Below are 17,298 nucleotides of genomic sequence, written 5' to 3' on the forward strand. Positions count from 1 at the left end.
CACGAGTCCTACCCGGAGTCCTTTCTCTCATGGCAACCCACGAACTCGCCAGCGTTGCGCTGGACGACAAATACACGGCCACCGAAGGCCGGATCTACCTGAGCGGCATTCAGGCGCTGGTGCGCCTCATGCTCGTGCAGAAATGGCGCGACCAGCAGGCCGGCCTGAACACCGCGGGCTTTGTCTCGGGCTACCGCGGCTCGCCGCTCGGCGGCCTGGACGAAGCGCTGTGGAAAGCCCAGCCCCAGCTCGAGGCCAACGCCGTCAAATTTTTGCCCGGTGTGAACGAAGAGCTGGCCGCCACCTCCGTGTGGGGCACGCAGCAGGTGCACCTGACCGGCGAGAGCGCGGTCGATGGCGTGTTCGCCATGTGGTACGGCAAGGCGCCCGGCGTGGACCGCTGCGGCGACGTGTTCAAGCACATGAGCCACGCGGGCACCTCGCCGAAGGGCGGCATCCTGCTGGTGGCGGGCGACGACCACGGCGCGTCGTCGTCCACCCTGCCCAATCAGAGCGACCACCTGTTCGCCGCCTCGATGATCCCCATGCTCTACCCGCAGAGCGTGGAGGAATACATCGAGCTGGGCCTGCACGGCTTTGCGATGTCGCGCTTTGCCGGCCTGCCGGTCGGCTTCAAGGCGCTGGCCGACACGGTGGAGTCGTCGGGCTCCATTGCCGCGGGCGCGCTCGACGTGCACACGCGCCTGCCGAAAGACTTCGTGTTCCCGCCCGGCGGCGTGCATGCGCGGCTGTCGACCGACACGCTCGGCGTGCAGGCGCGCAAGCAGGAAGCGCTGATGCAGGACTACAAGATCTACGCCGCCATCGCCTACGCGCGCGAGAACCGCCTGAACCGCGTGACCATCGATTCGCCGCAGGCGCGGCTGGGCATCGTGGCCTCGGGCAAGTCGTACCGCGACGTGCTCGAAGCGCTGGAAGAACTGGGCATCGACGCCGACGAGGCCGCGCGCATCGGCATCCGCCTGTTCAAGGTGTCGATGCCCTGGCCGCTGGAGCCCGACTCGATCCGCGAGTTTGCCGACGGGCTCGAAGAAATTCTGGTGGTCGAAGAGAAGCGCCAGATCGTCGAATACCAGCTCAAAGAGCACCTGTACAACTGGCGCGAGAACGTGCGCCCGCGCGTGATCGGCAAGTTCGACGAACAGGGCGAATGGGGCGCGCACCCACGCGGCCAGTGGCTGCTGCCGGCCACGGCCGACTTCTCGGTGGCGCAGATCGCGCGCGTCATCGCCGGGCGCGTGGCGCGCTTTCACACCAGCGACCGCATCCGCATGCGGCTGGCGATCCTCGACGCGAAAGACGTGGTGCTCGGCAAGGCCGTGGCCACGCCCTCGCGCCCGGCCTGGTACTGCGCGGGCTGCCCGCACAACACCTCGACCAAGGTGCCCGAAGGCAGCCTGGCGCTCGCGGGCATCGGCTGCCACGTGATGGCCACCGCGATCTACCCCGAGCACAACCGCACCACCACGCACATGGGCGGCGAAGGCGCGCCCTGGCTGGGGCAGGCGTGGTTCTCCAAGCGCAAGCACGTGTTCGCGAACCTGGGCGACGGCACCTACTACCACTCGGGTTCGCTCGCGATCCGCGCGGCCGTGGCGGCGGGCGTGAACATCACCTACAAGATCCTCTACAACGACGCGGTCGCGATGACGGGCGGCCAGCCGGTCGACGGGCCGATCACCGTGCCGCGCATCGCGCACCAGGTGGCGGCCGAAGGCGTGAAGCGCATCGCGCTGGTGGCCGAAGACCCGACGCGCTGGGCCGACCGCAGCCTGCTGCCGCCCGAGCGCGACGGCCTCTTTGCGCTGAGCGTGCACCACCGCGACGACATGGACGCGGTGCAGCGCGAGCTGCGCGGCTTCGAGGGCGTGTCGGTGCTGATCTACGACCAGGTGTGCGCGGCGGAGAAGCGCCGCCGCCGCAAGAAGGGCGAGTTTCCGCAAGCCGCGCGGCGCGTGTTCATCAACGACGCGGTGTGCGAAGGCTGCGGCGACTGCGGCGAGCAATCGAACTGCACCGCCCTTCTACCGAAGCAAACCGACCTGGGCCTGAAGCGCAGCGTGAACCAGAGCGCGTGCAACGCCGACGAGTCGTGCATCAAGGGCTTCTGCCCGAGCTTCGTGACGGTCGAAGGCGTGAAGCCGCGCAAGCACGCACCCGTGGCCGTGAAGGCCGCCGAGGAGCCCGCCCTGCCCGCACCAGTGCCGCACGCGCTCGAAGGCATGCACAACATCCTGATCACCGGCATTGGCGGCACAGGCGTGATCACCATCGGTGCGCTGATCGGCATGGCGGCGCACCTCGAAGGCAAGGGCGTGAGCGTGCTCGACATGACGGGCATGTCGCAGAAGAACGGCTCGGTCACGTCGCACGTGCGCATCGCGCGCGACGCGGCGCAACTGAAGGCGCAGCGCATTCCCACCGGCGAGGCCGACCTGATCCTGGGCTGCGACATGCTCACGGCCGGCGCGCCCGACGCCATCGCGCGCATGCGGCCGGGCCGCACCTATGCGCTGGTCAACACCTTCGAGCAGCCGACCGGGCACTTCGCGCAGCAGCCCGACTGGCAGTTCCCGGCCGCGCAGGTGCGTGCGCTCATCGAGGAATCGGTGGAAGGCCGCGCCGACTTCATCGACGCCACGCAACTGGCCACGCGCCTCATGGGCGACGCCATCGCGGCCAACCTGTTCCTGCTGGGCTTCGCGTTCCAGAAGGGGTTCGTGCCGCTGTCGGCGCAGGCGCTCGACAAGGCCATCGAGATCAACGGCGTGGCCGTGAAGGCCAACCAGGCCGCATTCCGCTGGGGCCGCAAGGCGGCGCTCGACCTCACGGCCGTCACGCGCCAGGCCGCGCCGGCGCAGGTGGTGTCGCTGCAGAAGCCCCAGAGCTTCGAAGCACTGGTGGCGGACCGCACCGCGTTCCTCACGGCGTACCAGAACGCGGCCTATGCACGCGACTACGCGGACCTCGTCGAACGCGTGCGCGACGCCGAACAGCGCACGCGCGGCAGCACGGTGCTGGCCAAGGCCGTGGCCTCGGGCCTGTTCAAGCTCATGGCCTACAAGGACGAGTACGAGGTGGCACGCCTGTATGCCGACCCGCGCTTCATGGAGAAGCTCGGCGAGCAGTTCGAAGGCAAGCCGGTGCTGCGCTTTCATCTGGCGCCGCCGGTGCTGGGCCGTCGCGATGCGGAAGGCCGCGCGCTGAAGACCAGCTTCGGCCCGTGGATGCTCGGCGCCTTCCGCGTGCTCGCGAAGCTGCGCGGCCTGCGCGGCACGGCGCTCGATCCGTTCGGCCGGACCGCCGAGCGCCGCATGGAGCGCCAGCTGGTGGCCGACTACCGCGCGATGGTCGAAGACCTGCTCGCGCGCTTCGAGCGCATCGACTTCGACACCGCGCTGTCGCTGGCGCGCCTGCCGGAGCAGATCCGCGGCTTCGGGCATGTGAAGGAAGAAAGCATCGTGTCGGCGCGCGTGCGGTGGGAGATGCTGCGCGGGCAGCTCGACAGCGCGGCGCCTGCGCGGGCGGTTCGGCCGGAACCTGTGGCCGCTTAGTCGATGGGACGGCCGGCGCGGCCCGCTACAGCAGGCCTCTGGCAGAGGCCTTCAGCGTGGCGGCCGCGCGGGTCGAGCAACCGAGCTTGCGAAACACGCGTTCGACGTGCGTGCGCACCGTGCTCGCACTGATGCCCAGCGCACGCGCGACCTGCTTCGTGTTGTCGCCCTGGCTGATGCAGCGCAGGACGTCCAGCTCGCGCTGGGACAGCGACGCGTCGTCCTGCGCGGGCACCACGGGCTTCGCAGGCGTGCCCGAGAGCGCACAAGCGAGCAGCGCACTGATGACCTCCGCGTCGAAGCGGCCGGCCTCGGCGTCCGCCTGCATGCGATCGCGCGCCTGCGCGTCGGTCAGTTCGGGTCGCCACGGACGGCGGGTGCGGTGCGACACCCACTGCTCGGCCGCCGCGACGACCTGCCCTTCGAGCGGCATCGACGCACCGGAGCGGCCACGAAAGTAGCCGGAGCCATCGCGCCGCTCGAAGGCGAACGAGGCGATCTCTGCTTCTGCCGCGAGACCGTCGATCTGCCCCGCCGCGCGGGACGTCCAGTACGGCACGAGCCGCAGGCGCTCCATCGACGCGGCCGGCAGCGGCTCGGGCGCATTCCAGATGGCGTTGGGCACCGCGGCCCGCCCGATGCCGTGGATCAGACCGGCCCGGTGGATGCGATGGCACATCGCTTCGCTCATGCCCAGCTGGGCGCCGCAGTCGCGCGCCAGGCGGGCCACGCGCCGCGAGTAGCCCGTCATCCACGGCAGCTTGAGGTCGCTCACGTCGCCGACGAGTTCCAGCCCGACACGCCGGCGCATCGACACCGGCGGATCGGCGGCATCGGCCCACGGCGCGGGCGACGCATCGAGCCGCGTCATCCATGCCGCAGCGTGCGGTGCGCAGGCGTCGACCAGGAAGCCGGGGTAGAGGCTGTCGGCGCGCCCCCGCGCGAGCGTGAGGGCTTCGTCGAGCCCATAGAGGCGGCTGAAGATTTCCAGATCGCTCGCCAGGGCCACGACGTAGGTGGCCAGCGGCACGCCCTCGCCCTGCAGCAGGCCGGGGACGCCGCTGCCGTCGAAGGCCTCGAAGACGGCGCGCAGTGCGGCTTCGGCCTCGGGCCCCAGGCCGAGCATATTCGCGATGTCGCCGGCAATCTCGCAGTGGATCTGGGCCATCGCCACGACGGCCCCGGGGATGGACGCCTGGTGGGGCTGGCGCAGGCGCGGTTGCGCGGAGGCCAGAAGGGCTCGCCGGCCCAGCACGTCGTCTTCCAGGAAGTCCGCGAACTCCTGCGCGTTCGCCGTGCAGCCCGACCAGCGCAGCAGCGCCACGTGTTGCGCGACCTCGATCTGCGCCACGTGGCAGCCGGCCTGCGTCGCGATCATGCCGGCCAGCCAGGCGGTGCGCAGCGAATGGTCGATGGGCTGGCCCATGCTCAGGTCGCCGATGAAGGCGAGCGCGCGGGCCGCGTCGAAAGCGGAGAGGGTGGTGTCTTCGGGCATGGGATCGCGGGGGCGAGCGCACAGCATCGCACAGCCGCCGGTCGGGCGCGTGTCGGTCATTCGACCGATACCGGGGTCCGGGGGAGCGCAGAAGAATCGTTGCACCCGCCTCGTACGAGGCGCACCCCCCTCCTCCTACCCACCCCTCTTCATGTCCGACATCATCCAACCCCCTCCCCAATCAGCCGCCTGGCTGCGCAAGCTCTACCTCACCCGTGCGGCCTTTTCCTTCGTGTGGGTCGCGCTGGCCTTCACCGTCGCCAGGCAGTCGCCGGTGCTGACGGCGATCCTGCTGGTCGTCTATCCGGCGTGGGACGCGCTGGCGAACCTGGTGGACGCCCGGATGACGGGCGGCCCCCGGGCCAACCCCAGCCAGATGCTGAACACGTGGATCAGCGCGCTGGTCACCGCGGCCGTGGTGGCCTCCCTGGTGCTCGGGCTCCAGATCGGCCTGGCGATCTTCGGCGTCTGGGCCATCGTGGCGGGCCTGCTGGAGCTGGCGACGGCCGTTCGCCGCCGAAAGCGCCATCGGGGGCAGTGGGTGATGATGCTGAGCGGCGCGCAGTCCGCGCTGGCCGGCGGCCTCTTCATCGCACGGCAAGGCACCGACGCCCCGGTCCTGCAGACGCTCGCGGGCTATGCGACGGTGGGCGCCGTGTACTTCCTGATCTCCGGTCTCGTGATCCTGCTTCGCAAGCCGCAGGAGCGGCCCGTGAACCCACTCACCGCCACGCCTACAGCATCTTCCACTTCTTGCGGTCGATGACGCGGCGGCGCGTGTCCATGTTCAGCTGCGACAGCTCGATGCTCACCTGGTCCTTCGTGATGTCGACGAGCCCCCAGTTGCACTGCAGCGCGCCGACGGTGACCGCCGTGCGCAGCGCGGCGCCGGAGGACGTGGCTTCGAACAGGCTCCAGGGGCCCGCCGGCCACGGCACGGCGAAGCGGTTCTCGTGCACGTCGCCGCTGAGGATGAGGATGCGGCGCTTCTCCGCGAGCGCCAGGATCGCGGAGTGCTCGGCCGCGCAGTCCATCCAGGTCTCGCCGTGGCGGGCTTCGAAGACGAGGCCGCTGGCGATGAGGTGCACCGTCTTCTCGTCCGAGTCTTCGATGGCCTTCTTCAGTTTGCTCATCTGCTTCTTGCCGAGCACGGCATCCTCGCCGCCCTTGGTCTTGTAGCTGCGTCCGTCCGTGAGGTGCAGCATCACGGCGCCGTCTGGATCATTGGCGTTGCTCAGCATGAGGGGCCGGTAGCCGGGTTCGGGAACGCCCGAGGCCCAGGGATCGCCGGCCTTGGGAAAGGTCTTCGGATCGTTCGAATCCAGCGCCTTGCGGTATTCCTGGAACGCCGCGCGGGTCGGGTCCAGCAGGTGCCGGTAGGAAGGCTGACCCTCGATCTGCGCACCGCAGGCGCCGTTCCACAGAAAGTCGTGGTCGTCCCAGATCGGATGAATGCGCAAGTCAGTGTTGCGCACCAGCTTGGCGAACTCCTTCTGGTTCAGCTGGTCCCGCAGCCGGCCGAAGGCGTGGACCGCGAAGTCGTTCGCGCCCATGGCCTTGATGGCGCCCATGCTGGAGCCGTCCGCGTCGTAGTAGGCCGAGTCGCCCAGCAGCACCAGGTGCGTGGCGCCCGAGGCGCCCACCTGGGTCCAGACAGGTTGTTCTTTGAAGGTCTGGGCACTGAAGCAGGAAGTAAAGGCGATCTTCATCGGGAGGCTCCTCGTTGTGGGTGCGCGGATGCTAGGAGCCGCCCCGAAACGTCGCCTCCCCCATCCATGGGAGGCGCATGCGTCTCGGGAGACAAACGAATTACGCGATTGACCGACTGCGCTGACGCCCGAAATTCGCTAGGCTGCGGTGGCGCGCGATGCCATCGAGCGCGGAGACAACGCGATGAGCCCAGGCACATCTCTTCGTCTGCATGTACCGGAGCCCACCGGGCGGCCGGGGCACGAGACCGATTTCTCCTACCTGCACCTGTCGCGTGCCGGCGAGGTGCGAAAACCCCCGGTCGACGCATCGCCGGCCGATACCAGCGACCTGGCCTACACGCTGGTGCGCGTGCTCGACGACGACGGCCGCGCCGTCGGCCCGTGGGCGCCGCCGGCCGACCCCGAGCTGCTGCGCCGCGGCCTGCGCGCGATGATGAAGACACGCGCCTTCGACGCCCGCATGCTGATCGCGCAGCGACAGAAGAAGATCTCCTTCTACATGCAGTGCCTCGGCGAAGAGGCCATCGCCACCGGCCACGCGCTGGTGCTGCAGCAGGGCGACATGTGCTTTCCCACCTACCGCCAGCAGGGCCTGCTGCTGGCGCGCGACGACGTGACGCTGCTGGAGCTGACCTGCGAGCTGATGTCCAACGAGCGCGACCCGCTCAAGGGGCGGCAGCTGCCGGTGTGCTATTCGATGAAGCGGGCCGGCTTCTTCTCGATCTCGGGCAACCTGGCCACGCAGTTCATCCAGGCGGTGGGCTGGGGCATGGCCTCGGCGATCAAGGGCGACACGCGCATCGCCTCGGGCTGGATCGGCGACGGCGCCACCGCCGAGTCCGACTTCCACACGGCGCTGACCTTCGCGCACGTCTACCGCGCGCCGGTGATCCTCAACGTGGTCAACAACCAGTGGGCGATCTCGACCTTCCAGGCCATCGCCGGCGGCGAGGCCACCACCTTCGCGGCGCGCGGCGTGGGCTGCGGCATCGCCTCGCTGCGCGTCGACGGCAACGACTTCCTCGCGGTGCTGGCGGCCTCGCGCTGGGCGGCCGAGCGCGCCCGCAGCAACCTGGGGCCGACGCTGATCGAGTGGGTCACCTACCGCGCCGGCGCGCATTCGACCTCGGACGATCCGTCGCGCTACCGCCCGGCCGACGACTGGGCGCATTTCCCGCTGGGCGATCCGGTCGCGCGCCTGGCGCAGCACCTGACGGCGATCGGCGCCTGGTCGCAGCAGGAGCACGCGCAGACGCAGGCCGACATGCAGGCGCAGGTGAACACCGCGGTGAAGGAGGCCGAACGCTTCGGCTCCATGGCCGACGGCCACGTCGCGGGCGACGCCGCCCTGTTCGAGGACGTCTACAAGGACATGCCCGAGCACCTGAAGCGCCAGCGCGAACAGCTGGCGTCCGAGGGGTGACGGCCATGGCTTCGATGACGATGATCCAGGCCCTGCGCTCCGCCATGGACGTGATGCTCGAGCGCGACGACAACGTGATCGTCTACGGCCAGGACGTGGGCTACTTCGGCGGCGTGTTCCGCTGCACCGAAGGCCTGCAGGCCAAGTACGGCCGCTCGCGCGTGTTCGATGCGCCGATCAACGAGGGCGGCATCGTCGGCTCGGCCATCGGCATGGGCGCCTACGGCCTGCGCCCGGTGGTGGAGGTGCAGTTCGCCGACTACGTCTATCCGGCCTACGACCAGATCGTGTCCGAGGCGGCGCGCCTGCGCTACCGCTCGGCGGGCGATTTCACCGCGCCGATCACCATCCGCATGCCCTGCGGCGGCGGCATCTACGGCGGCCAGACGCACAGCCAGAGCCCGGAGGCGCTGTTCACGCACGTCTGCGGGCTGCGCACGGTGATGCCCTCCAATCCGCGCGATGCCAAGGGCCTCCTGATCGCCTCGATCGAGAACGACGACCCGGTCATCTTCCTGGAGCCCAAGCGGCTGTACAACGGCCCCTTCGACGGCCACCACGACCGGCCGCTGGTGCCCTGGTCGGCGCATCCGCTGGGCGAAGTGCCCGAGGGCTACTACACGGTGCCGCTGGAGTCGGCCACGGTGTTCCGCCCCGGCGCCGACCTGACGGTGATCAGCTACGGCACCATGGTCTTCGTCTGCGAAGCGGCCGCGCGCGAGACCGGCATCGACGCCGAGATCATCGACCTGCGCAGCCTGTGGCCGCTGGACCTGCAGACGCTGGTCGCCTCGGTGAAGAAGACCGGCCGCTGCGTGATCGTGCACGAGGCCACGCGCACCAGCGGCTTCGGCGCCGAGCTGACGGCGCTGGTGCAGGAGCATTGCTTCCACCACCTGGAAGCGCCGATCGGGCGCGTGGCCGGCTGGGACACGCCCTACCCGCATGCGCAGGAGTGGGCCTACTTCCCGGGCCCCGCGCGCGTCGGTGCGGCCTTGCGCCGCGCCATGGAGAACTGAATGGGCACGCTCACGATCAAGGTGCCGGACCTGGGCGAAGGCATTGCCGAGGTGGAGCTGGTGGCCTGGCGCGTGCAGCCCGGCGACACGGTGGCCGAAGACCAGGTGCTGGCCGACGTGATGACCGACAAGGCCACGGTCGAGATTCCCTCGCCGGTCGCGGGCCGGGTGCTCGCGCTCGGCGGCGAGGTGGGGCAGCAGATCGCGGTGGGCGCGGAACTGATCCGGATCGATGTGGCGGACGGCGGCGAGGCGCAGGAGGCGGTGCCGGCCGTCTCGGCGGCGGCGCCTGCAGCGGCACCGGCACCGGCCGAACACGCGCGCCCCTCGACCGGCAAGCCGCTCGCCGCGCCCGCGGTGCGCCACCGGGCGACGGTCCTCGGCATCGATCTGCGGCAGGTGCCGGGCAGCAGCGCGGACGGCCGCATCCTGCACGAGGACCTCGACGCCTGGCTGCTGCGCCGGCCCGGTCCGCCGGCGCCGGATGCGGCGCGCTACGCCGAGCGCCACGACGAGGAGGCCGTGCCCGTGACCGGCGTGCGCCGCCGCATCGCGCAGCGCATGCAGGACGCGATGCGCCGCATTCCGCACTTCACCTACGTCGAGGAGGTCGACGTGACCGAGCTGGAGCTGCTGCGCGCCCGGATCAACGAACGCTGGGGCGGCGAGCGGGCGCACCTGACGCTGCTGCCGCTGCTGGTGCGCGCGGTGGTGCTGGCGGTGCCGCGCTTCCCGCAGATCAACGCCCGCTTCGACGACGAGGCGGGCGTGCTCACGCGCCACGGCGCGGTGCACGTCGGCATCGCCACCCAGACCGCGGCCGGCCTCATGGTGCCGGTGCTGCGCCACGCGGAGGCGCGCGACCTCTGGTCGAGCGCGACCGAGATCGCCCGCCTGGCCGACGCCGCGCGCGCGGGCCGGGCCACGCGCGACGAGCTGAGCGGCTCGACCCTCACCGTCACCAGCCTGGGCGCGTTGGGCGGCATTGCGTCCACGCCGATCATCAATGCGCCCGAGGTGGCGATCGTCGGTGTCAACCGCATCGTGCAGCGCCCGGTGATGCTGGGTGGCGCGGTGGTGGCGCGCCGAATGATGAACCTGTCCTCCTCCTTCGACCACCGCGTGGTCGACGGCCAGCTGGCGGCCGAATTCGTGCAGGCCGTGCGGGCGTCGCTCGAATGCCCGGCACTGCTTTTCATCGAGTAATCGCCCCGCACAGACCTCCCCACCCCGGCGCGCGGCGGGGGTGCCCCGCCCGACCGGAACGCCCCGGGAATACCCTCTGAACCCCCTGCAATCTTCTTGCCTACAGTTCTTGTATGCAAGAAAAAGCGATCCTTGCATGCAAAACCTCGACACGACAACGACAGGAGATTTCCATGCCTCGCTTTGCCAAATCGCTCTTCGGACAGGTGGTCATCGCACTGGTGATCGGCGTGCTCGTCGGCCTCTTTGCGCCCGAGTTCGCCGCCAAGCTCAAGCCGCTGGGTGACGGCTTCATCAAGCTGATCAAGATGATCATTCCCGTGCTGGTGTTCTGCGTGGTGGTGCATGGCATCGCCGGCGCGGGCGACCTCAAGCGCGTGGGCCGGGTCGGCGTGAAGGCGCTGATCTACTTCGAGGTGCTGACCACCATCGCGCTGGCGATGGGCCTGGTGCTGGCCTTCGTGTTCGAGCCGGGCGTGGGCATGAACGTCGACCCCAAGACGCTGGACGCGAGCGCGATGAGCGCCTACGCCTCCAATGCCGACAAGCTCACGAGCGGTGGCACGGTCGAGTTTTTGATGAAGCTCATTCCCACCACGGTGGTCGCCGCCTTCGCCACCGGCGACGTGCTGCAGGTGCTGCTGTTCGCGGTGCTGTTCGGCTGCGCGCTCTCGCTGCTGGGCGATCGCGGCGCGCCGGTGGCGGCGGTGGTCGACGCGCTCTCGCTGGTGCTGTTCAAGATCATGGGCATCATCATCAAGCTGGCGCCGCTGGGCGTGCTGGGCGCCATTGCCTTCACGGTCGGCAAGTACGGCATCGGCTCGCTCAAGCAGCTGGGCATGCTGGTCGCCCTCTTCTACGGCGCGGTGCTGATCTTCGTGTTCGTGGTGCTCGGGCTGGTGATGCGCTTCTCGGGCTTCAGCCTGTGGAAGCTGCTGCGCTACCTGCGCGAAGAGCTGGCCATCGTGTTCGCTACCACCTCGTCGGACAGCGTGCTGCCGCAGATCATGGCCAAGCTGCGCCGCATGGGTATCCGCGACTCGACGGTGGGCCTGGTGATTCCCACGGGTTACTCGTTCAACCTCGACGCCTTCTCGATCTACATCACGCTGGCGGCCGTGTTCATTGCGCAGGCCACCAACACGCCGATCTCGATGGCCGACCTGCTGACCATCCTGGCGATCGCGCTGGTCACTTCCAAGGGCGCGCACGGCGTGCCGGGCTCGGCGATCGTGGTGCTGGCCGCCACGCTGCATGCGATTCCGGCGATTCCCGCCATCGGCCTGGTGCTGGTGCTCTCGGTCGACTGGTTCATGGGCATCGCCCGCGCGCTGGGCAACCTGATCGGCAACTGCGTGGCCACCGTCGCGATCGCCGCGTGGGAAGGCGACATCGACCGCGAGCGCGCACACGCGGTGCTCGACGGCACCTATTCGCCCGACGACGAGCCGCTGGCCGAGGCGCCCGTGGTAAACACCGGCACCGCCGCTTCCACCGCTCACTGAAAAAAATGCCCGCCGACGTCAGCCCCACCGCCATCGCCGAACGCGTCGTCGAGGCCATCCTCGCGCAGAAGCTCGCGCCCGGCGACCGGCTCGGCGAGCAGGCGCTGGCCGAGAACTTCTCGGTCAGCCGCACCATGGTGCGCGAGGCGTTGATGCAGCTGCAGGCGCGCGGTTTCGTCGAGGTGCAGTCGCGCCGCGGCTGGTACGTGGTGGAGCCCTCGGCCGAAGAAGCGCGCGACGCCTTCTCGGCACGCCGCATCGTCGAGGCCGGCATCCTGGCCGCGAGCGAAGGCCGACCGCTGGGCCAGGTGATCCGCAAGCTGCGCGACCACATCGCCGACGAGCAGCGCGCCATCGAAGGCGCCGACGCCGCCACGCGCGCCTTCCTGCTGGCCGACTTCCATGTCTGCCTGGCCGAGCAGATGGGCCACCAGCTGCTGGTCGACGTGCTGCGCGACCTCACGGCGCGCACCACGCTGGCGGCCACGCTCTACCAATCGAAGCACGAGGCCGGGCAGTCGTGTGCGGAGCACGGCGCGATCGTTGAGGCGCTCGAGGCCGGCAACATCGAGCAGGCGCGCCAGCTCATGCTCGACCACATCGGCAATGTCGAACGGGCGCTGGAGGTCGACGCCACCACCGAGCCCGATGCGCCGAGCCGCCTGCGTGCCACGCTGGCGCCCGTGGCGTTGCCGCGCGCAGCCAAGCGTTAGCGCTGTGCATTTGTGCCGCCGCCAGCTATCAATTGAGTAGCTGACACACGCCGCCGGCCTTAGGCCCGCGGCGTTTTTCCTTGGCAAGCCTGCTGCATCGCACAAGGGCGCGCCGGCTGACACGGCGACGGGTTCCGGCTCGGCTACAGTCCGAGACACTTATGAACTCTCCCCAACTCCAGCGCGGCGTCTTCCTCGCCCTGCTTGCCGCTGTCACCGTCGCCTTTCTGTGGGTGCTGATGCCGTTCTTCGGCGCGGTGCTCTGGGGGGTCGCGCTGGCGATTTTGTTCACGCCGCTGTTCAAGTGGCTGCTCAAGAAGATGCCCGGCCGGCGCAACGTGGCCGCGCTGTCCACGCTGGCGATCTGCCTGTTCATCGTGATCCTGCCGCTGGCGATGGTGGGCGTGTCGCTGGTGCAGGAGGTGGCGCTGATCACACAGAGCATCCGCTCGGGCCAGATCAACTTCGCGGCCTACTTCCAGCAGATCCTGGACGCCACGCCGCAGTGGCTGCTGAACATCGTGGAGCGCTTCAACCTGGGCGACATGGCGGCCTGGCAGGCGCGCGTCTCGGCCATCGCGGGCCAGGCCAGCCAGCTCATCGCCAGCCAGGCGTTGGCCATCGGGCAGAACACCTTCGACTTCGTGGTGAGCTTCTTCGTGATGCTGTACCTGCTGTACTTCCTGGTGCGCGACGGCACGTCGCTGTCGAAGACCATGCGCGACGCGCTGCCGCTGGCCAAGCCGCACACGCACTACCTGCTGAACAAGTTCACCACCGTGATCCGCGCCACCGTGAAGGGCAACGTGGCCGTGGCCATCGCGCAGGGCACCATCGGCGGGCTGGCCTTCTGGTTCCTGGGCGTGCAGGGCGCGCTGCTGTGGGCGGTGCTGATGGCCTTCCTGTCGCTGCTGCCGGCCGTGGGCGCGGCGCTGATCTGGGGCCCCGTGGCCATCTACTACCTGGCCACCGGGCACTTCTGGCAGGGCGGCGTGCTGATCTTCATCGGCGTGTTCGTGATCGGCCTGGTCGACAACATCCTGCGCCCCGTGCTGGTGGGCAAGGACACACAGATGCCCGACTACATCGTGCTGATGTCCACCATCGGCGGCATGGCGATCTTCGGCATCAACGGCTTCGTGATCGGGCCGGTGATCGCGGCGCTGTTCATGGCGGCCTGGAGCCTGTTTGCGGACTCGGGCCATGTGGGCACGGGGCACGCGACCGAAGAAGCCGCAGAAGCCCCGAAGGACGGGCAGGACAAGGCCTGACACCGGTCGCGGCCCTTCCCGGGCCGCGGCGTTCGCTCCTTCTGCGCGCATTTCGCGCACGCATTCGCGCATTCCGTCGCATGACGCTGGGCACCGCCCGGGCGACTGCGGGATCGTCGGGCCCTCCACCCACCACGAGGCCTGCCATGCACCTTCCCGCTTTCCTCTCCCGCCCCGCCGCGCGCGGCCTGATCGCCGCTGCCGCGCTCGCCCCGCTCGGCGCCCTGGCCGCCGACCTGAACCTGAGCATCGCCGACGGCCCGGCCGCCGGCGCCACGCTCTACGTCGCGCTGTACAACGACGCCGCCAGCTACGCCGAGAGCAAGGCCCTCGCCTCGCAGACCGCGCCGATGCGCGAAGGCAAGGCCCGCTTCGTCTTCACCGACCTGGCGCCGGGCCGCTACGCGCTGCGCGTGTTCGCCGACGAGAACGGCAACGGCAAGCTCGACACCAACCTGGTGGGCATGCCGATCGAACGCTACGGCTTCTCGAACGACGCCAAGGGCAACCGCGGCGCACCCGACTTCGAGGCCGCGGCGTTGCGCATCGACGCCGACGCCCAAGCCGTCATCCACCTGCGCTGAGGAGACACGGCCATGGAACGACGCGAACTCCTGCGCCTGCTGGCCACGGCCGGCGCCCTGCCCCTGCTCGCCCCGCTGGCGCGTGCCGCCGGCACCACCGACGACTGGCAAGCCCAGTTCGAAGCCGCCGACGCCCCCTGGAAGATCGGCTTCGCCACGCCCCCGGGCGACCTGCCGCTGACCCGCGCGACCGTGCGCGGGCGCTTTCCCGACGCCGTCGCCGGCACGCTGTTTCGCATCGGCCCGGCCGGCCACGACCTGGGCGGCGAGCGCTATCACCACTGGTTCGACGGCGACGGCATGGTGCATCGCTTCGTGATCGAAGGCGCCGACGTGCGCCACCAGGGCCGCTACGTCGCCACGCCCAAGCGCGTGGCCGAGGTGAAGGCCGGCCGCCACCTCACCGAAGCCTTCGGCACCATGCCGCCGGGCGTGGAGCCGCCCACCTCGGCCGACGCCATCAACGTCGCCAACACCAGCGTGCTGCCGATGCAGGGCGAGGTGCTGGCGCTGTGGGAAGGCGGCTCGGCCACGCGCATCGATGCGCGCACGCTCGACACGCTGGGCGTGAAGACCTGGCGCGCCGACCTCGCGGGCATGCCCTTCTCGGCCCACCCCAAGGTCGACCCGGACGGCACCGTGTGGAACTTCGGAGTGAGTTCCGGCCAGAGCCTGCTGGCGCTGTACGAGATCGCGCCCGGCGGCGCGCTGCGCCGCGCGGCCGTGGTGCCGGTGCCCGAGCTGCCCATGGTCCACGACTTCGCCGTGACCGCGCGGCACCTCGTGTTCCTGATGCCGCCACTGGTGTACGACAGCAAGCGCAAGGAGGCCGGCGCGAGCTTTCTCGACGCCCACGTCTGGCGGCCCGAGCTCGGCATGCGCGCGCTGGTGGTGGACAAGCAGGACTGGGACAAGCGCCAGCTGTTCGAGCTGCCCGCCGGCTTCCTGTTCCACGTCGGCAATGCGTGGGAGGAAGACACGCCGCGCGGTGCGCGCATCCACATCGACTACGTGCGCACGCAGAACGCCGAGTCGGTGTTCACCAGCAACCGCGAGGTGATGCGCGCGCGCCGTGTGCGCCGCAACGAGCCGCGCCTGACCGTCGCCACGCTCGACCTGGGAACGGGCAAGGCCACGCAGCGCGAACTGCCGCTGGAGGCCGAGTTCCCACGCATCGATCCGCGCCGCGTCGGCCTGCGCCATCGCCAGGTGGTGCACGCCACGCAGACGCGCGCCGACGTGCCCGGCTTCGGCGCCGTCGCGCGCACCGACATCGAGAGCGGACGCAGCCAGCGCTTCAGCTACGGCGCGCAGGCCATCGTGGAAGAGCACGTCTTCGTGCCCGACGGTGCCAAGCCGGGCTGGGTGCTGGGCACCGCGCTGGACTTCGGCCGGCAGCGCACGGTGCTGTCGTGCTTCGCCGCCGACCACCTGGCCGCCGGGCCGGTGGCGCAGGCCACGCTGCCTTACGCGCTGCCGCTGGGGTTGCACGGCGCCTTCGTGAAAGCCTGAACGACTGACCGCTGCGGCCACGCGCACGCGGGGCCTGCAGCGGCATCACTTTCAGGCGGCCTTCGCGATCGGGATCGTCATGCCCCGGTGCACCTCCGCCTCGCCGTGCCTGGCCAGCAGCTGCATCAGGTGCTTGCGGATCAGCATGCCTGGCCGGTCGGACTCCATCGAATACTCCACGCCGCGCCGGCGCGTGTCGACCAGCGCGTCGGGGTCGGTCGATTCGAGGATGTCCTTGTCCTCGCGCGTGATCTCCTCGTCGAAGTCGATCAGCATCTGCGCCGCGCAGTCGGCCTCGGTGTCGTTGCGGAACAGCCACTGGCACAGCTGCATGCGCCCGTCGTCGATGGGCGTGAAGCAGTTGATGATGATGTGGCGGATGCCGCTCGGGTACTCGATGTCGAGGCGGCGCGCGAACGGCAGGAAGTAGGCGTTGCGCATGTGGCGCGTGGTGATCGCATCGGTCACGCCGCTGATCGCGTGGAACTTCACCGGGTTGGTCGCTTCGATCACCGTCTCGGCGTAGAAGCCCGACTCGTTCTCCACCAGCTCGTACTTGCTCGGCTTCGGGCTCGCGGCCACGCCGAAGGTGGCGCGGTGCACGAAGCTGAAGTGCGAGTTGTCGAAGGAGTTTTCGAGCGCGCGCATCGGGCTGGTCTGCCACTCTTCGTAGAACTGGAAGATCGTGCGGTAGCCCGGGTCGTCGAACTCGGGAATGGCCGGGATGTCGGCAATGGGCTCCTCCAGCGCCACCCAGGCGTAGCCGTAGCGTGCGGTGCAGGGGTAGGCCGTGGTCTTGTACTCGGGCGAGATCGTGCGCTCGGGCTCGTACTGAGGAATGCGCACCACCTGGCCGCTGCGGTCGTAGGTCCAGCCGTGGTAGCCGCACTGGATCGCGCCCTGCCCGCAGGCCTTGCCTTCGCCGTCCACGCACCAGCCCTTCGAGAGTTTGGCGGTGCGGTGGCAGCAGCGGTCGCGCAGGGCGGCCGGCTGGCCGTCGGCGTCGAGGAACAGAACGATGTCTTCGCCCAGCAGCCGGAAGGGCTTGGGGCCATGGGCCAGTTCGGTGAGCGGCATGACGGCATGCCAGAACTTGCGGAAGACGGGTTGTCGGGTGACGAGCATGGGCGAACTCCTTCGTTGTTGCGTGGGGGAACGAACGTGAAAGAGCAATTTCCTGCTTCGTCGGCATGCCGGTTGAAAGGGCATGCGCGAGGCTGAACGCTTCTACTCTGCGCCGATCGACTTGCAATTAGCGCGCCCGGATTGTGGCGCGCCCTTGT

General features: G+C 69.6%; 13 protein-coding genes. 10 read left to right on the forward strand and 3 right to left on the reverse strand.

Annotation, left to right across the window (positions count from 1 at the left end; genetic code table 11):
• Positions 1-29 precede the first annotated feature (29 nt).
• A complete protein-coding gene (locus AC07Q9_RS03515) occupies positions 30-3,575 on the forward strand; it encodes an indolepyruvate ferredoxin oxidoreductase family protein (protein ID WP_495307406.1) in 3,546 nt (1,181 codons plus the stop codon).
• Between the two features lie 25 nt (positions 3,576-3,600).
• Here AC07Q9_RS03515 and AC07Q9_RS03520 read toward each other — a convergent pair whose 3' ends face one another.
• Positions 3,601-5,070 carry an HD domain-containing phosphohydrolase gene (locus AC07Q9_RS03520; protein WP_495307407.1) on the reverse strand — a complete coding sequence of 490 codons (1,470 nt, stop codon included), beginning with the start codon at positions 5,068-5,070 and terminating at the stop codon, positions 3,601-3,603.
• 151 nt (positions 5,071-5,221) lie between these two features.
• On the opposite strand from AC07Q9_RS03520, the gene AC07Q9_RS03525 reads away from it, so the two are divergent.
• Complete coding sequence (locus AC07Q9_RS03525) at positions 5,222-5,836, forward strand: DUF308 domain-containing protein (RefSeq protein ID WP_495307409.1); 615 nt, start codon at positions 5,222-5,224, stop codon at positions 5,834-5,836.
• On the opposite strand, the gene AC07Q9_RS03530 is transcribed toward AC07Q9_RS03525, so the two are convergent.
• Positions 5,805-6,779: a metallophosphoesterase family protein gene (locus AC07Q9_RS03530; RefSeq protein WP_495307411.1), complete on the reverse strand. Its 975-nt coding sequence runs from the start codon at positions 6,777-6,779 to the stop codon at positions 5,805-5,807. The two genes, AC07Q9_RS03525 and AC07Q9_RS03530, sit on opposite strands and share 32 nt — an antisense overlap.
• A 184-nt stretch (positions 6,780-6,963) precedes the next feature.
• On the opposite strand from AC07Q9_RS03530, the gene AC07Q9_RS03535 reads away from it, so the two are divergent.
• The 8 genes from AC07Q9_RS03535 to AC07Q9_RS03570 all read left to right on the forward strand — a co-directional run bounded on the left by AC07Q9_RS03535 (position 6,964) and on the right by AC07Q9_RS03570 (position 16,015).
• The gene (locus AC07Q9_RS03535; RefSeq protein WP_495307413.1) at positions 6,964-8,205 is read left to right on the forward strand and encodes a 3-methyl-2-oxobutanoate dehydrogenase (2-methylpropanoyl-transferring) subunit alpha; all 1,242 of its coding nucleotides are present in this window, start codon (positions 6,964-6,966) and stop codon (positions 8,203-8,205) included.
• A 5-nt stretch (positions 8,206-8,210) separates the two neighbouring features.
• Entirely contained in the window at positions 8,211-9,224 is a 1,014-nt protein-coding gene (locus tag AC07Q9_RS03540) for an alpha-ketoacid dehydrogenase subunit beta (RefSeq protein WP_062472230.1), read from the forward strand.
• Entirely contained in the window at positions 9,225-10,430 is a 1,206-nt protein-coding gene (locus AC07Q9_RS03545) for a dihydrolipoamide acetyltransferase family protein (protein WP_495307415.1), read from the forward strand.
• 173 nt (positions 10,431-10,603) lie between these two features.
• On the forward strand, positions 10,604-11,935 hold the full coding sequence (locus AC07Q9_RS03550) for a C4-dicarboxylate transporter DctA (protein ID WP_489062864.1): 1,332 nt from the start codon (positions 10,604-10,606) through the stop codon (positions 11,933-11,935).
• A 5-nt stretch (positions 11,936-11,940) separates the two neighbouring features.
• Positions 11,941-12,648 (forward strand): GntR family transcriptional regulator, encoded by a 708-nt coding sequence (locus tag AC07Q9_RS03555; protein ID WP_192195479.1) that lies wholly within the window; start codon positions 11,941-11,943, stop codon positions 12,646-12,648.
• Positions 12,649-12,809: 161 nt separating this feature from the next.
• A complete protein-coding gene (locus AC07Q9_RS03560) occupies positions 12,810-13,919 on the forward strand; it encodes an AI-2E family transporter (RefSeq protein WP_495307418.1) in 1,110 nt (369 codons plus the stop codon).
• A 146-nt stretch (positions 13,920-14,065) separates the two neighbouring features.
• Entirely contained in the window at positions 14,066-14,503 is a 438-nt protein-coding gene (locus AC07Q9_RS03565; protein ID WP_495307419.1) for a DUF2141 domain-containing protein, read from the forward strand.
• Positions 14,504-14,515: 12 nt separating this feature from the next.
• Positions 14,516-16,015 carry a carotenoid oxygenase family protein gene (locus AC07Q9_RS03570; protein ID WP_495307421.1) on the forward strand — a complete coding sequence of 500 codons (1,500 nt, stop codon included), beginning with the start codon at positions 14,516-14,518 and terminating at the stop codon, positions 16,013-16,015.
• A gap of 51 nt (positions 16,016-16,066) precedes the next feature.
• Here the strand turns inward: AC07Q9_RS03570 and AC07Q9_RS03575 are convergent, their stop codons facing one another.
• Positions 16,067-17,140, reverse strand: a complete 1,074-nt coding sequence (locus AC07Q9_RS03575) for an aromatic ring-hydroxylating dioxygenase subunit alpha (RefSeq protein WP_495307423.1) — start codon at positions 17,138-17,140, stop codon at positions 16,067-16,069.
• Positions 17,141-17,298: the final 158 nt, after the last annotated feature.

The sequence above is a fragment of the Variovorax sp. GW821-FHT09A10 genome, from assembly GCF_059418385.1.

What these genes read in the sequence shown, in the direction of transcription:
- AC07Q9_RS03515 (WP_495307406.1), top strand. Translation starts at nt 30, where the DNA reads ATGGCAACCCACGAACTCGCCAGCGTTGCGCTGGACGACAAATACACG.
- AC07Q9_RS03520 (WP_495307407.1), bottom strand. Translation starts at nt 5,070, where the DNA reads ATGCCCGAAGACACCACCCTCTCCGCTTTCGACGCGGCCCGCGCGCTC.
- AC07Q9_RS03525 (WP_495307409.1), top strand. Translation starts at nt 5,222, where the DNA reads ATGTCCGACATCATCCAACCCCCTCCCCAATCAGCCGCCTGGCTGCGC.
- AC07Q9_RS03530 (WP_495307411.1), bottom strand. Translation starts at nt 6,779, where the DNA reads ATGAAGATCGCCTTTACTTCCTGCTTCAGTGCCCAGACCTTCAAAGAA.
- AC07Q9_RS03535 (WP_495307413.1), top strand. Translation starts at nt 6,964, where the DNA reads ATGAGCCCAGGCACATCTCTTCGTCTGCATGTACCGGAGCCCACCGGG.
- AC07Q9_RS03540 (WP_062472230.1), top strand. Translation starts at nt 8,211, where the DNA reads ATGGCTTCGATGACGATGATCCAGGCCCTGCGCTCCGCCATGGACGTG.
- AC07Q9_RS03545 (WP_495307415.1), top strand. Translation starts at nt 9,225, where the DNA reads ATGGGCACGCTCACGATCAAGGTGCCGGACCTGGGCGAAGGCATTGCC.
- AC07Q9_RS03550 (WP_489062864.1), top strand. Translation starts at nt 10,604, where the DNA reads ATGCCTCGCTTTGCCAAATCGCTCTTCGGACAGGTGGTCATCGCACTG.
- AC07Q9_RS03555 (WP_192195479.1), top strand. Translation starts at nt 11,941, where the DNA reads ATGCCCGCCGACGTCAGCCCCACCGCCATCGCCGAACGCGTCGTCGAG.
- AC07Q9_RS03560 (WP_495307418.1), top strand. Translation starts at nt 12,810, where the DNA reads ATGAACTCTCCCCAACTCCAGCGCGGCGTCTTCCTCGCCCTGCTTGCC.
- AC07Q9_RS03565 (WP_495307419.1), top strand. Translation starts at nt 14,066, where the DNA reads ATGCACCTTCCCGCTTTCCTCTCCCGCCCCGCCGCGCGCGGCCTGATC.
- AC07Q9_RS03570 (WP_495307421.1), top strand. Translation starts at nt 14,516, where the DNA reads ATGGAACGACGCGAACTCCTGCGCCTGCTGGCCACGGCCGGCGCCCTG.
- AC07Q9_RS03575 (WP_495307423.1), bottom strand. Translation starts at nt 17,140, where the DNA reads ATGCTCGTCACCCGACAACCCGTCTTCCGCAAGTTCTGGCATGCCGTC.